This is a genomic window from Paraburkholderia gardini, assembly GCF_907164575.1.
Lineage (GTDB): Bacteria > Pseudomonadota > Gammaproteobacteria > Burkholderiales > Burkholderiaceae > Paraburkholderia > Paraburkholderia gardini.
This window is the reverse complement of record NZ_CAJQYY010000053.1, coordinates 1-12,638: the sequence shown is the minus strand read 5'-3', so window position 1 is coordinate 12,638 and position 12,638 is coordinate 1. Positions and strand designations below refer to the sequence as shown.

The 12,638-nt window shown below is 63.2% G+C and carries 12 protein-coding genes; 9 read left to right on the top strand and 3 right to left on the bottom strand.

Features of this window, described 5'->3' with window-relative positions:
• The first annotated feature begins 320 nt into the window (after positions 1-320).
• The 4 genes from LPA34_RS26475 (at position 321) to LPA34_RS26460 (ending at position 4,514) form a co-directional block, all read left to right on the top strand.
• Positions 321-1,535, top strand: a complete 1,215-nt coding sequence (locus LPA34_RS26475; protein WP_228984038.1) for a DUF2863 family protein — start codon at positions 321-323, stop codon at positions 1,533-1,535.
• Positions 1,536-1,734: 199 nt separating this feature from the next.
• Positions 1,735-2,589: a response regulator transcription factor gene (locus LPA34_RS26470; protein ID WP_228984036.1), complete on the top strand. Its 855-nt coding sequence runs from the start codon at positions 1,735-1,737 to the stop codon at positions 2,587-2,589.
• 342 nt (positions 2,590-2,931) lie between these two features.
• On the top strand, positions 2,932-3,606 hold the full coding sequence (locus LPA34_RS26465; RefSeq protein WP_228984034.1) for an energy-coupling factor ABC transporter permease: 675 nt from the start codon (positions 2,932-2,934) through the stop codon (positions 3,604-3,606).
• Positions 3,607-3,902: 296 nt separating this feature from the next.
• Entirely contained in the window at positions 3,903-4,514 is a 612-nt protein-coding gene (locus LPA34_RS26460) for a BspC domain-containing protein (RefSeq protein ID WP_228984032.1), read from the top strand.
• A 209-nt stretch (positions 4,515-4,723) separates the two neighbouring features.
• Here LPA34_RS26460 and LPA34_RS26455 read toward each other — a convergent pair whose 3' ends face one another.
• On the bottom strand, positions 4,724-5,890 hold the full coding sequence (locus LPA34_RS26455; protein ID WP_228984031.1) for a M14 family metallopeptidase: 1,167 nt from the start codon (positions 5,888-5,890) through the stop codon (positions 4,724-4,726).
• A gap of 50 nt (positions 5,891-5,940) precedes the next feature.
• Positions 5,941-6,723 (bottom strand): peroxide stress protein YaaA, encoded by a 783-nt coding sequence (gene yaaA / locus LPA34_RS26450; protein ID WP_228984029.1) that lies wholly within the window; start codon positions 6,721-6,723, stop codon positions 5,941-5,943.
• A gap of 57 nt (positions 6,724-6,780) precedes the next feature.
• Here yaaA and LPA34_RS26445 point away from each other — a divergent pair, with 57 nt between their 5' ends.
• Positions 6,781-7,293 (top strand): putative toxin-antitoxin system toxin component, PIN family, encoded by a 513-nt coding sequence (locus LPA34_RS26445; RefSeq protein WP_228984026.1) that lies wholly within the window; start codon positions 6,781-6,783, stop codon positions 7,291-7,293.
• A gap of 73 nt (positions 7,294-7,366) precedes the next feature.
• Positions 7,367-8,548: a pyridoxal phosphate-dependent aminotransferase gene (locus LPA34_RS26440; RefSeq protein WP_228984025.1), complete on the top strand. Its 1,182-nt coding sequence runs from the start codon at positions 7,367-7,369 to the stop codon at positions 8,546-8,548.
• A 109-nt stretch (positions 8,549-8,657) separates the two neighbouring features.
• On the opposite strand, the gene LPA34_RS26435 is transcribed toward LPA34_RS26440, so the two are convergent.
• Positions 8,658-9,308 (bottom strand): glutathione S-transferase family protein, encoded by a 651-nt coding sequence (locus LPA34_RS26435; RefSeq protein WP_228984023.1) that lies wholly within the window; start codon positions 9,306-9,308, stop codon positions 8,658-8,660.
• Between the two features lie 145 nt (positions 9,309-9,453).
• Between LPA34_RS26435 and LPA34_RS26430 the strand changes: the two genes are divergently transcribed.
• The 3 genes from LPA34_RS26430 to LPA34_RS26420 are packed head-to-tail and all read left to right on the top strand — an operon-like array spanning position 9,454 to position 12,544.
• Positions 9,454-11,031 carry a 3-hydroxyacyl-CoA dehydrogenase gene (locus LPA34_RS26430; RefSeq protein ID WP_228984020.1) on the top strand — a complete coding sequence of 526 codons (1,578 nt, stop codon included), beginning with the start codon at positions 9,454-9,456 and terminating at the stop codon, positions 11,029-11,031.
• On the top strand, positions 11,028-11,816 hold the full coding sequence (locus tag LPA34_RS26425; protein WP_228984016.1) for an oxepin-CoA hydrolase, alternative type: 789 nt from the start codon (positions 11,028-11,030) through the stop codon (positions 11,814-11,816). Before LPA34_RS26430 ends, LPA34_RS26425 begins: the two co-directional genes overlap by 4 nt.
• Positions 11,813-12,544: a histidine phosphatase family protein gene (locus LPA34_RS26420; RefSeq protein WP_228984015.1), complete on the top strand. Its 732-nt coding sequence runs from the start codon at positions 11,813-11,815 to the stop codon at positions 12,542-12,544. The genes LPA34_RS26425 and LPA34_RS26420 overlap by 4 nt, the downstream gene beginning before the upstream one ends.
• Positions 12,545-12,638 lie beyond the last annotated feature (94 nt).

Genomic DNA, 12,638 nt, shown 5'->3' with positions numbered 1-12,638 from the left:
CCCTTGCCGAAAGCGCGAAAGATCGAGATTCTAGCCACCTCCTCCATGCCTGGCAAGCGTTATTTTTGAGAACATCAAGGCGACGGAAAAACAGCGACGGGCGCGGTCCGGCAGACACCGGTCCGCGTGCCTGTCTCTCCTGGCAACCAGGTTTCCGCTTACATCATTTCGTGCATTACATAGACATAGATGCCATCTGCCCGTCCATCCTTTAATACGGGCACCCGACCTATATCTTCCGGTCACCCCCACGCAAAAGATGTCCGCGCGCAGAAAAGAATAGAATGTAGGGCTCTGTGCACCCCAAACCTTCCGGATTTATGCGCTCGCGAATCGCCAAACGTCTCCCTCCTGATGCCGACAAACTTGTCGGTCTCTCGCTCGCGCTGTTCGCGTCGGGCAGCCGCACCGAAGACCGCTTCTGGGAAGCGAAGCTCGATGCGCTGCTGGCCAGAATCGTCCGCAATGGCAATCAGACGACGCTGGACGCCGCCCTCGATCATCTGCAGCAAAATCACCCGGATGCATATGGTGCGCTCGCCGACATGGCGGAAACGCATAGCGAGTCATTCCAGATCGATTTCGGCGGCACGCCGCACGAAGCGCTGCTGATCGCCGCACCGGTTCTCGCCTGGACGCGATACGCGATTCCGTCGGGCCCGCTCAAGGGCGATGCGGCCGATGCACTGCGCGCACATCTGCAGGCACATGTGCTGGCGGCCGACACGCGCGTCGCGATGGCGCCGTTCCTGTACAGCATCGACCAGTTGCCGCGTCACCACGTCGAAACCTGGCGTGTGGCACAGCAGCTCGCGCAAACAGCGGTCAGCGGTCACAGCGCGAAACTCAATCTTGGGGAGTTGCCCGAGACGTCGCCGATCCTCGCCGACCCGAGATTCCTGCTCGCTGTCGTCATTGCGCCGGTCGGCGCGCCGGTGTTTCGCTGGCAGGAAGAAGAACATGGCAGCCGCATCGAGCGCGGTCAGTGTCTCGAACAATGGGCGACGCAAGGTGGTGCCAACCTGTCGCTCATCCTGCCAGGTTGTGAATTCGAATGCCTGCTGCCAGACGCTTACTACTCAGCGTGCCGCGACGCGGATGAACGCGTGCGTCCGCACACCGTCCGTACGGCCGTCCGCTATCTCTTCGACACAATTGGCGCTGCGCCCCAGGAATTGCGGGCGGTCGTCGCCGGATTCGGTGAGCAACACATCGACGAATATCGCGTCGGCTTTACCCGGCGCGGCAGCAACGACGTGATCTATGGCGTCGTGTGGCCACTCTATGGCCGCGAGAACGGCGAACCGGGTATCGACGAGGAACCGCAGGAAGCCGCTCCAAACGACGGTCCGCTGGAAGAAATCGTCGCACTGCTGAAGGAAACCGGTATTACGGAAGTCCGACGGCACGCCGGACGTTTCGAGCCGGAATACTGCGACGACTGTGGCGTACCGCTCTATGCAGATCCGCTTGGCGAGATCGTACATGCGGAAATGCCTGAAGACGCCGAGCCCGCACAACCTCATTTTCACTGACAGGCATCGTCGGATTCTGACAGCCCCGCCGCGCGCGGGGCTTTTTCTTAGTACGCATCCTATGCCTTTCGGACAGGCAGTCCGGCAGGATGGAATTTGTCATCATGGGACCGGTGGCGCATCACAGCGCGTCCGGCACCTGCCGACCCGTGCGTGCGCATCGCGCCACCTCGACCGATTCATCTGGAGGAGGCAACGCATGCGTTTTACCGTATTCAACCCGGAAGCCGAGCGGCGCGAAGGGCTCAAGGCCCTGCTGAGGCAGATTGACCGGCAGGCACGTTTCAGTGAGGCGCATGACTGGCGTCAGGCAGACCGGACGTTGCGCCGCCTGAACCCGGATCTGCTGGTCATAGACTGGGAAAACGGGATGCGCATTGCCGACGCCCGTGCGCTCTTCGCGGCGCATCCCACGGTGCCAGTCGCCGTACTGACCGACGACGCGTCTCCGTCCATCGTCCGCGCGCTGATCGACGAAGGTGCGCTCGGCGTGATTCCGCGCCGGATGGACCATCGCCTGATTGTCCGGGCGTTTGAAATCGTGTTGCTGGGTGGTCACTACGTGCCGGCCGGCGCACTCGCGCTCGAGTCGCCGCGAGTCGTGTCCGAAGTGCCGGTTCGCCGCCGGGAAGTGTCGCTTCCGCGGCCCCGGCGAATGCGTCTGTCGAACGGACTGTCGCCGCGTCAGGAGCAGATCATGCGCTGCGTGCACATGGGCAGCACCAACAAGATGATCGCGCGCACGCTCGGCATCAGTGAAGGTACGGTCAAGATTCATCTCGCCAGTATCTTCCAGCAACTCGGCGCACCCAATCGGGCCGCCGCCGTCGCGATCTATAACGGCTGGCTCGCTGCCCAGCTCCAGGTGCTACGCCCGGATCACGAAAGCGCGCCGCGAGGCGTGCCCGGCCAGCAAGGCGTCGTGCCGCTGCGGCGGCCTCCAGGCCAACGATTCAGATATCCGTTACCCGCGAACGATGGCGGCGGCGCCCTCGCGGCAGCCGCTGAGCCCGTCATCCCGTTCGGCGATCCGGCCGCCGCAACCGGCAAGTGACGACCGCGACCGATCTGCCCACACCTTTCGCACCCGGCATGCGCAGATGCCAGGCAGAGTTCTTCAGGCCAGGCTTGTCAGGCAACGTCAGATGGCGTCGCTCAGTCGCAACATCGGCCAAAAAAACCACCTCAGTCACGTGTGCCTGATCGAAGTCGTCGAACCACAGCGCCGGCATCGGCACCCACACATGCAGATACGACTCAACGGCCGTCGGCGAGCCTGATTGCGACATGTAAAGAACCCGCCGGCGCAACGTGAACCGGACGCGCGCACGCCCCACCAGCGCGGCTGGCACGGATTCCGCTCACCCGTTTCGACTTCCAGGAGTAATATGAGATTATGGGTTTCCTCTATACACCGCTGCCGTTCTGGGTCGCTGTCGGTGGCTGGATCGCCACTGCCGGCCTGCTTGCGCTTGCGCTATGGAAAAACCCTTTCAAGCGTCTTCAGGACGCCACCTTGCAGCATGTCTGGCTCGCCTTGATCGTTGCGGTGTCGGTGCTCTGGGCGAGCAACGCATGGCTCGACGACGGCACCGTCATGCACCTGCTTGGCGCCACACTCGTCGTCACGCTCTTTGACTGGGCGCTCGCGCTAATCGCGATGGCTGCGATCACGGGTATCGCCGCTGTGATCTTCGACGCGCCCTGGCAAGGTATCGCCCTCACCTTCCTGATATTCGGCGCGTTGCCAGTCGCGATTTCTGCGATTCTGCAACGGGCGATCGTCAAATGGTTGCCGCGCAACCTGTTCGTCTTCATCCTGGGTCAGGGCTTCGTCTCACCCGCTATCGCGGTGACCGTCGCCGCGATAGCCGCGGTGGCATCGCATGTTGTGCTGGCCGACCGGTCGATGACCGTCGTACCCGTGGGTTACATGTTCAGCGTCCTTCTGCTCGCTTCGGGCGAAGCGTGGTTCACCGGCATGTCCACGGCACTGATCGCCGTTTATCGGCCCGCCTGGGTCACGACGTACGACGTGCGTCGCTATCGCCTCGGCGGACCCCGCATCTGAAACTCGGGGCAAGCGAATACCTCGCGAAAAAGTGTGACCGCGCGCGGTCGCATCAAGCCGACCGACCTGCGTGATCTGAATGGGGCCCTACGCACGAGCCATCGAAGTCATCGCACGTATCGTTTCGCGACAACGATCGAACCGGTAACGAACTGACGGCATGGAGTCGCCATGCCTTGTATCCATCCCGTCGCTCCGGCATTTCCAGCAGAACGCATCAAATATTTTGTGTCAGTATTGAACTCCTCTCACCCACGAGGCATCTTACGTGCCTGATGTTTTATAAGTCTTGATAGATGGATCGCACCAACGCACCGCGCCGATTGCTGCGGTTGGTCGGCCGGTTCGCGGCGATTGTAGCGGGCTCCATGCTCGTGTACACAGCGCCCGCCTCCGCCGATCAGCTCGAACAGCATAACGAACTCGTCAACAGATTCGTCCATGACCTGCATGCCGACCCGCTCGTCGCGGACTGCGCCGCGCACGCCAATTTTGTCGCCAGTACCTCGACAGCCTTCGATCACGTCGAATTCCCACCCAGTTCCTTCGACAGCGCGCACTCTTCGATCACTCCGTGGAACGACTCGTTCGACGAAGGCAAGCAGCGCGTCAAGGTCGACAGCATCGTGACCGTCGAGGGTCTCGGTGTACCGCAAAGCGGCAGTGGGTCGCCGATGGACCTCAAGTTCCGCTGTGGCTATATGGGCACCCAGATGCTGGCGTTCAGCTGGAACGACCCGGTGCCGCCGGCGAGAGCACGCAGTGCCCCGTCGGGCAGCCACAAGAAGAAAGGCTCGAAAGGCAAGCATTCATCGGGCAAGAAATCGACCGGTAAGGTTTCGGCCGCAACGGGAAAATCGACTGGCAAGCCCACATCGAAATCGTCAGCGAAGAAAAAATCGCATTAAGCGGGCGCCTTCAGATTGTCGCGTCCGCGGTCAGTCGTACGCGGGCGTTCAATGCCGGGCAAAACAAAAAAGCGGGGAACGCGTGCATGGCGCGTTCCCCGCTTTTTTGTCCAACCGGAGGCGACCCGACCTGTGCCCTGGCCGACAAGCACCAGACCCGAGTTGACCTCGCCGCTTCGCCTGACGCCGGTCTCACATCCGCTTAAAGATCACGCGAACGTCTCGACATGCCGCAGGATCGTGTGGAGCATCGCGGCACCCAGCGACGCGCTGCGCTCGCCGTTCCAGCCCACCCTCTCGTCAGGCAAATTCGCGTTGTCCTTGAAGGGCATCTCCAGCGTCAGCGACAGGCAACCGAATTCGTTGCCAATGTACTTCGATGCGAGCTTCAGTGCGTCCTGCCGATACTTGCTCGACTCATAGCCGTACTTGTCCTGAAAGTCCGGGCTCGCCTGCTTGAACGCTTCGATAAAGGCCCGCTGTTCCTCGCCCTGCTTCTCAGTGAACCCCGGCAGCATTTCCGAGCCCGCCACGAACACGTACGGTAGCGCTTCGTCGCCGTGGATATCGAAGAACAGGTCGCAGCCCGTCGCGTGAATCGCGTCGCGCACGAGCAGCACTTCGGGGCTGCGCGCGGCGTCCGGCTCCATCCATTCGCGATTCAGATTAGCGCCAGCGGCGTTCGTGCGCAGGTTGCCGTGCACGCTGCCATCCGGATTCATGTTGGGCACGATGTGAAACACCGCGTGCTCATAGAGCCGGCGCGCGACCGGATCGCCAGCCCAGTCGCCCCAGCCGGCCAGACGTTTGACAAGGCCCTCGACGAACCACTCCGCCATCGTCTCGCCCGGATGCTGACGCGCGATGATCCAGATTTTCTTCTTCGGCCTGAGCGTGCCGTCTTCGGCGAGATCCGGCGTGCCGAGCGTGAGCAGCGACATCGGCCGGCCTTCGACCGTCTGGCCGAGTTCGGTCAGCGTCGCGTGTGGCATCTGTTGCACCGCACCAAGAAATTCCGAATGACGCTCCTCGCTATACGGCTCGAAATACGCATAGTGGATGCTGTCGAAGTCGGGTGTGTGGTCGATCGTCAGCATGCGGCCGTCGTACGACGTCGGCACGCGGAACCAGTTCACGCGGTCGTAGCTCGCCATCGCGTTGTAGCCGCGCCAGCCTTCGGCGAACGCGCATTCGTGGGCGTTCTCGAAGGTCATCACGCAGCGTTCGCCCGCCGCGCCCGCGAGCCGGAAGTAAAACCATTGCGCGAACTCTGCGTGACTGTCGCGTCGCACGCGCAGACGGATGTCGTCCGGCTGCGCACAGGACACGACCTCGATCGCGCCCGCGTCGAAGTTACTGGTAATCGAAATCGTCATGGTGTCGCCCTGCCTGTCGTGCGTGATATGCGTCGGATACGGCGTCGCGCTTACTGCGCGATGCGCCGGCGAAATACGTAGGTGGAATCGTTCGATGCATCGGCGTCGAACGCGTAGCCTTCCGCGTCGAAGCCCTTCAGCGCTTCCGGCGCATCGAGGCGGTTCTCGACCGCGTAACGCGCCATCAGGCCGCGCGCGCGTTTCGCATGGAAGCTGATGATCTTGTAGCGGCCGCCCTTCCAGTCTTCGAATACGGGTGTGATCACCGGCGCATCGAGCAGCTTGGGCCTGACGGACCTGAAGTACTCGGTCGATGCGCAGTTCACCAGAATCCGCGCCGCACCCGCGTTCTTCTTCAACTGGGCGTTCAGCCCCTGCGTGATGCGCTCGCCCCAGAATGCGTACAGATCCTTGCCCCGCGCGTTCTCGAAACGGGTGCCCATTTCCAGCCGATACGGCTGCAACAGGTCGAGCGGACGCAGCAGCCCATACAGCCCCGACAGCACGCGCACATGCTTTTGCGCGTAGTCGAGATCGGCGGCGGAGAGCGACTTCGCGTCGAAACCTTCGTACACGTCGCCGTTGAACGCGAGCACAGCCTGTTTCGCGTTACGTGTGTCGAATTTTTCCGACCAGTCAGCGTAGCGCTGGAAGTTCAGGCGCGCGAGCGGATCGGAAATGTCCATCAGCGTGGCGATCTGCTGCGGCGACAGGCGCCGCAATCCGCCGATCAGTTCGGCGGCGTCATCGACAAAATCGGGGATCGTGTGCTTTTTGACGTGCGGGGGTGTTTCGTAGTCGAGCGATTTGGCCGGCGACAGAACGATTATCATAGAGGCTTACAGGCACGCCGTGCCTGACGGTCAAAGACGAAACCACGATTGTAACGAATGCACGGTTCCGATGCCTCACGCGGGGCGCTCCGCGATGTCCCTCTCGTCGTGCTCGATTCGAATGTATGGATCGACATCCTCGTGTTCGACGACCCTCACACCCGCCCGATCCGCGCGGCGCTCGAAAGCGGCGCGCTGAAAGCGCTGATCGACGCGCGCTGTCTCGCTGAGCTCACGTACGTGCTCGATTATCCCCAGTTCGCGCGGCGCGAGATCGACAAGGCCGCGGCGCTCGATACGCTCGCGCGCCTCTGCCGGCAGGTCGCACCGCCCACGCCCGCCGAAGACGCCCGTCCGCTGCCGAAGTGCAAGGATCGCGACGACCAGAAGTTTCTTGAACTCGCGCACGCGGCGCAGGCCGACTGGCTGGTCTCAAAAGATCGCGCGGTGCTGAAGCTTGCAAAGCGTATCGCACGCGATTTCGGGTTCCGGATCGCGCAGCCGGCGCCATTCGTCGCGGCCTGCCTGCTGCCGGACAAGACAGCCGCCGAAGCGCCGGCGCCAGCCTGACCGGCGCATCGCGCACGAATTCCTTCAGCCCAGGTTCTCTCCACCGCCCATCGTCCATGCTCCAGACCGCGCCATGAATGCACCGCACACCACACACATCACGCCCACGACTCCGACCTTCCCGTCCCGTCTGCCGAACGTCGGCACGACGATTTTCACCGTGATGAGCGCGCTCGCCGCGCAAAAAGGCGCCGTGAACCTCGGCCAGGGCTTTCCGGATTTCAACTGCGATCCGCGCATCGTGGATGCGGTGACCGATGCGATGCGCGAAGGCCACAACCAGTATCCGCCGATGGCCGGCCTCGCGCCGCTACGTCAGGCGATCTCGGACAAGATCGCAAACCTGTACGGCCGCCGCTACGACGCCGACAGTGAAATCACGGTCACGGCCGGCGCCACGCAGGCGTTGCTCACCGCGATCCTGTGCACGGTCCATCCGGGCGATGAAGTGATCGTCGTCGAGCCGACGTATGACAGCTATCTGCCGTCGATCGAACTCGCGGGCGGCAAGCCGGTGTTCGTCACGCTCGACGCGCCCGACTACGCCATTCCGTTCGACAGGCTCGCGGCCGCGATCACCCCGAGGACGCGTCTGCTGCTGATCAACACGCCGCACAATCCGACGGGCACCGTCTGGCGCGCGGAAGACATGCAGAAGCTGGAAGACATCGTGCGCGGCACCAACGTGCTGATTCTCTCGGACGAAGTCTACGAACACATGGTCTACGACGACGCGCCGCACGAAAGCGTCGCGCGCTATCCGGAACTCGCGCAGCGCAGTTTCGTTGTATCGAGCTTCGGCAAGACGTATCACGTGACGGGCTGGAAAATCGGCTACGTCGCGGCGCCTGCCGCATTGACGGCGGAGTTCCGCAAAGTGCACCAGTTCAACGTGTTCACCGTGAATACGCCGATGCAGCTCGGCCTCGCGCGCTACATGCAGGATCCGGCGCCGTATCTCGACCTGCCGGCGTTCTATCAGAAGAAGCGTGACCTCTTCCGCGCGGGTCTCGCGAATTCGCGCTTCCGTCTACTGCCGTGTGAAGGCACGTACTTCCAGTGCGTCGATTACTCGGCGATCAGCGACCTGCCCGAAGCGGAATTCGCGCAATGGCTGACCGGCGAAATCGGCGTGGCGGCGATTCCCGTGTCGGCGTTCTATCACGCGCCGCATGAATCGGGCGTCGTGCGCTTCTGCTTCGCGAAGCAGGACAGCACGCTCGCCACCGCGCTCGAACGGCTGGCGCGTCTTTGATCCGGCGCGCGCGACGATGCGAATGAATCCACATTCCTCATCGTCGCGCGGGTGTCCTGCTTCGGCGCATCGCGGCTCACGTACAACCGCGCGCTTACGCCCCCGGCGATCACGCTTTCTTGCGTTGCGCCTCGACATACGCCTTGCGGTCGGCGGTCACGCGCTGCGCAGCGGGCCGTTCGTTCACTGCCTTCACGTATGCTTTCCAGTCGATCCCGGCATCGACCAGAAAATCGCGGCCGTAGACCGCCTGCGTCGCCATGCCGACGAGCGGCAAACTCACGAAACCAGCCGCATCGGAAACGCTGAAACGCTCGCCATGCAGGTACGGCGCGAGCTTCGCGAGGCGTTTGAAACCGCTGATATGATGTGTGAGCAGCTTCTCGACGCGCCCTTTGGTCGCGTCGGTGACCGTGCCGCCGAAAAACGCCTGCTTGTACAGGTTACGCACGGTCAGTTCGAGATGCACATCGACGAAGAAGATCATCTCGCGCTCTTTCGCGGCGATCCACGGATCGGCGGAGAAAATCGCCTTCTCCGGATAGCGCGCAGCCAGATATTCAACGATCGCCTGCGACTCGCACAGATCCCCGTGTTCGGTCTGGATGTACGGCACCTTGCCGAGCGGCGAATGCGCGACGAACGCTTCGTCCCGGCCCGGCATCACGAACACCTCCTCGAACGGGATATCGTGTTCGAGCAGAACGAATTTCACCTTGCTGTAATAGTTGGACAACGCGAAACCGCACAATTTGATCATCGGGTGTCTCCTTCCGGCCTGTTCTGTTTATCGATGGAACCGCGTCTGACAGATCGCCGACGATCATGCAGTCCGTGTTAACCCATCATCTCAAATTTTGCACGATCGTGCTATTCTAAAAACAACCATGGAGTCGAGCCTTACCATGACCTCTCGTCAGTTCAGCATCGAAACTATCGGCATTGTCGGCACGGGTGCAATGGGCCGCGGCATTGCGCAGATCGCGGCGCTCTCGGGCCTGAGCGTGCGTCTTTATGACACGAATCCCGAAGCCGTCGGCGCGGCGCGCGACTATCTTGCCGACACGTTCGCAAAACTTGCCGCCAAAGGCAAGCTCGAACCGGCGCGCGTGACCGCCGCGCTCGCATGCGTGACAGGCGCGGCGGCAATCGCGGACCTCGCGGGTTGCGATCTCGTCGTCGAAGCGATCGTCGAAAAGCTCGACGTCAAGCGCACCCTGTTTCGCGAACTCGAAACGGTCGTGGGCGGCAACTGCGTGCTGGCGTCGAACACGTCGTCGCTGTCGATCACCTCGATCGCGGCGGGCTGCCAGGATCCGTCGCGCGTCGTCGGCTTTCACTTCTTCAATCCGGTGCCGCTGATGAAGGTCGTCGAGGTGATCGACGGCCTGCGCGGCGATCCGGCCGCCGGCGACGCGCTGATGAACCTCGCGCGCCGCATGGGCCACACGCCGGTGCGCGCGAAAGACATGCCCGGCTTCATCGTCAATCACGCCGGACGCGGGATGAATACCGAGGGCCTGCGCGTGGCGGGCGAAGGCGTCGCGAGTTTTGTCGATATCGACCGTATCATGCGCGAACAGGCGGGCTTCCGGCTCGGGCCGTTCGAACTGCTCGACCTGACAGCGCTCGACGTGTCGCATCCGGTGATGGAGTCGATCTATCACCAGTTCTACGAAGAGCCGCGCTTCACGCCGTCGCCGATCACGGGCACGCGCCTCGCGGGCGGTCTGATCGGCCGCAAGACGGGCGAAGGCTTTTATCAGTACATCGACGGCAAGCAGCAGGTCGAAGCCGAAGCCGCCGCGCCGACGGAATTGCCGAAGCGCGTATGGATCAGCAACCGCTATCCCGAGGCGCGCGAAGCCGTGCTGCAGATCGTCGCGAAAAGCGGCGTGACGCTCGACGAAGGTGCAACGCCCGCAGCGGATTCGCTGATCGTCGTGACGCCGTTCGGGCATGACGCGACTACCGCCACTGTCGACGAGAATCTCGACGCAAGCCGTGTAGTGGCGATCGATGCGCTGTTTCCGCTCGCCGGCGCGCAACGCCGCACGCTGATGACGACGCCCGCGACGACGCGCGCCGCGCGCGACGCCGGTCACGCGCTCTTCGCCTCCGACAACGTTCCCGTCACCGTGATCCGCGATTCGACCGGCTTCGTCGCGCAACGCGTGGTCGCGACCATCGTCAACATCGGCTGCGATATCGCGCAAAAGCAGATCGCGTCGCCGCTCGACATCGATCTGGCGGTCACACTGGGTCTCGGCTATCCACGCGGACCGCTCGCACTCGGCGACGCGCTCGGCGCGAAGGCGATCCTCACGATCCTGCGCAATATCTTCAGCGTGCTGGAAGATCCGCGCTACCGTCCGTCGCCGTGGCTTGCCCGTCGCGCACAGCTTGGCCTCCCGCTCACACAGACCGACGCCGCGGACGCCGACGAGACAGGCGCCAACACCAACGCAAAGGACCCGCGATGAGCGCTGAACTCCTCACGTCCCGCCCGGCCGAAAGCGAATCGACGCTCGTGCTGACACTGTCGAATCCGGGCGCGCGCAACGCATTGCATCCGGACATGTACGCAGCCGGCATCGAGGCGATCGATACGGCCGAGCGCGATCCGTCGATCCGCGCGATCGTGCTGACCGGAGCGGACCAGTTCTTCTGCGCGGGCGGCAACCTGAACCGGCTACTCGAAAATCGCGCGAAAGATCCTTCGGTGCAGGCGCAAAGCATCGACATGCTCGGCGAGTGGATCGCCGCGTTGCGTTCGTCGACGAAGCCGGTGATCGCCGCCGTCGAAGGCGCGGCGGCCGGCGCGGGATTTTCGCTCGCGCTCGCCTGTGACCTGATCGTCGCCGCCGAAGAGGCGAAATTCGTGATGTCGTACGCCCGCGTCGGGCTGACGCCGGACGGCGGCGGCTCGTGGTTTCTCGCGCAGGCACTGCCGCGCCAGATCGCGGCCGAAGTGCTGTTCGAAGGCAAGCCGGTTATCGCGACGCGACTCCATGAACTCGGTGTCGTCAACAAGCTGGCGAAAGCCGGTGCGGTGCGCGACATGGCGCTCGCATGGGCCGACGACCTCGGCAGGATCTCGCCGTATTCGATCACGCGCATCAAGTCGCTGATTGGCGCGGCCGGCACGCAATCGCTGCCGGATCATCTTGCCGCCGAGCGCGACAGCTTCGTCTGCGCGCTGCATCAGGGCGATGCGCTTGAAGGCATCACCGCGTTCCTTGAAAAACGTCCACCGGTCTACAAATGAACGAACCGCAAAACGCCGCGTTCCAGTTGCCGAAGCGCCGCCGCATCTATCTGATGCGGCACGGCGACGTCACGTATTTCGACGCCACCGGCCGCGCGATCGATCCCGAAACCGTGCCGCTCAACGAGAACGGCCGCGAACAGGCGAGCGCCGCGGGCCGCGTGTTCGCGGAGCAGCAGGTTCGCTTCGACCGCGTGATCGTGAGCGGCCTGCCGCGCACGGTCGAAACCGCGCAACGCGTGCTCGCCGAAACCGGTCAGCAGATCGAACTGGAAATCGAGCCCGCGCTGCAGGAAATTCGCGGCGGCCGGCTCGGCGGCATTCCCGCGAAAGATCTCGAAACCGCGTTTCTGAGCGTGTTCGACGGCATCGTCCCTGCAGACACGCGCTTTCTGGGCGGCGAAACGATCGGCGAACTGTTCGACCGCGTGCTGCCCGCGCTTGCAACGCTGCGCGAAGACACGTCGTGGGACACGGTGCTGCTCGTGCTGCACGGCGGAGTGAACCGCGCGATCCTCTCGCATGCGATCACGGCGGGCGGCCGCACGTTCTTCGGCCATCTCGCGCAGGCGACGGGCTGCATCAACACGCTCGACGTCGGCGCGGCGCCGCGCGACTGGGTGCTGCGCGCAATCAATTACTCACCGCCTTCACCGCTTCATCGCGACGTGCGCAACACGACGATGGAACTGCTCTACGCGCAATTCATTCAATACAGGCATAGTTGAACCCGATCTGGAGAATGAAATGAACGCGTCCCACCCGGAGCGGTGAGAGCAGAGGCGGGAGGTGGATCCTCACGGGCCAACGGCATCGAAGTGC

What these genes read in the sequence shown, in the direction of transcription:
- yaaA (WP_228984029.1), bottom strand. Translation starts at nt 6,723, where the DNA reads ATGATAATCGTTCTGTCGCCGGCCAAATCGCTCGACTACGAAACACCC.
- LPA34_RS26430 (WP_228984020.1), top strand. Translation starts at nt 9,454, where the DNA reads ATGACCTCTCGTCAGTTCAGCATCGAAACTATCGGCATTGTCGGCACG.
- LPA34_RS26470 (WP_228984036.1), top strand. Translation starts at nt 1,735, where the DNA reads ATGCGTTTTACCGTATTCAACCCGGAAGCCGAGCGGCGCGAAGGGCTC.
- LPA34_RS26425 (WP_228984016.1), top strand. Translation starts at nt 11,028, where the DNA reads ATGAGCGCTGAACTCCTCACGTCCCGCCCGGCCGAAAGCGAATCGACG.
- LPA34_RS26460 (WP_228984032.1), top strand. Translation starts at nt 3,903, where the DNA reads ATGGATCGCACCAACGCACCGCGCCGATTGCTGCGGTTGGTCGGCCGG.
- LPA34_RS26445 (WP_228984026.1), top strand. Translation starts at nt 6,781, where the DNA reads ATGCACGGTTCCGATGCCTCACGCGGGGCGCTCCGCGATGTCCCTCTC.
- LPA34_RS26420 (WP_228984015.1), top strand. Translation starts at nt 11,813, where the DNA reads ATGAACGAACCGCAAAACGCCGCGTTCCAGTTGCCGAAGCGCCGCCGC.
- LPA34_RS26475 (WP_228984038.1), top strand. Translation starts at nt 321, where the DNA reads ATGCGCTCGCGAATCGCCAAACGTCTCCCTCCTGATGCCGACAAACTT.
- LPA34_RS26435 (WP_228984023.1), bottom strand. Translation starts at nt 9,308, where the DNA reads ATGATCAAATTGTGCGGTTTCGCGTTGTCCAACTATTACAGCAAGGTG.
- LPA34_RS26440 (WP_228984025.1), top strand. Translation starts at nt 7,367, where the DNA reads ATGAATGCACCGCACACCACACACATCACGCCCACGACTCCGACCTTC.
- LPA34_RS26455 (WP_228984031.1), bottom strand. Translation starts at nt 5,890, where the DNA reads ATGACGATTTCGATTACCAGTAACTTCGACGCGGGCGCGATCGAGGTC.
- LPA34_RS26465 (WP_228984034.1), top strand. Translation starts at nt 2,932, where the DNA reads ATGGGTTTCCTCTATACACCGCTGCCGTTCTGGGTCGCTGTCGGTGGC.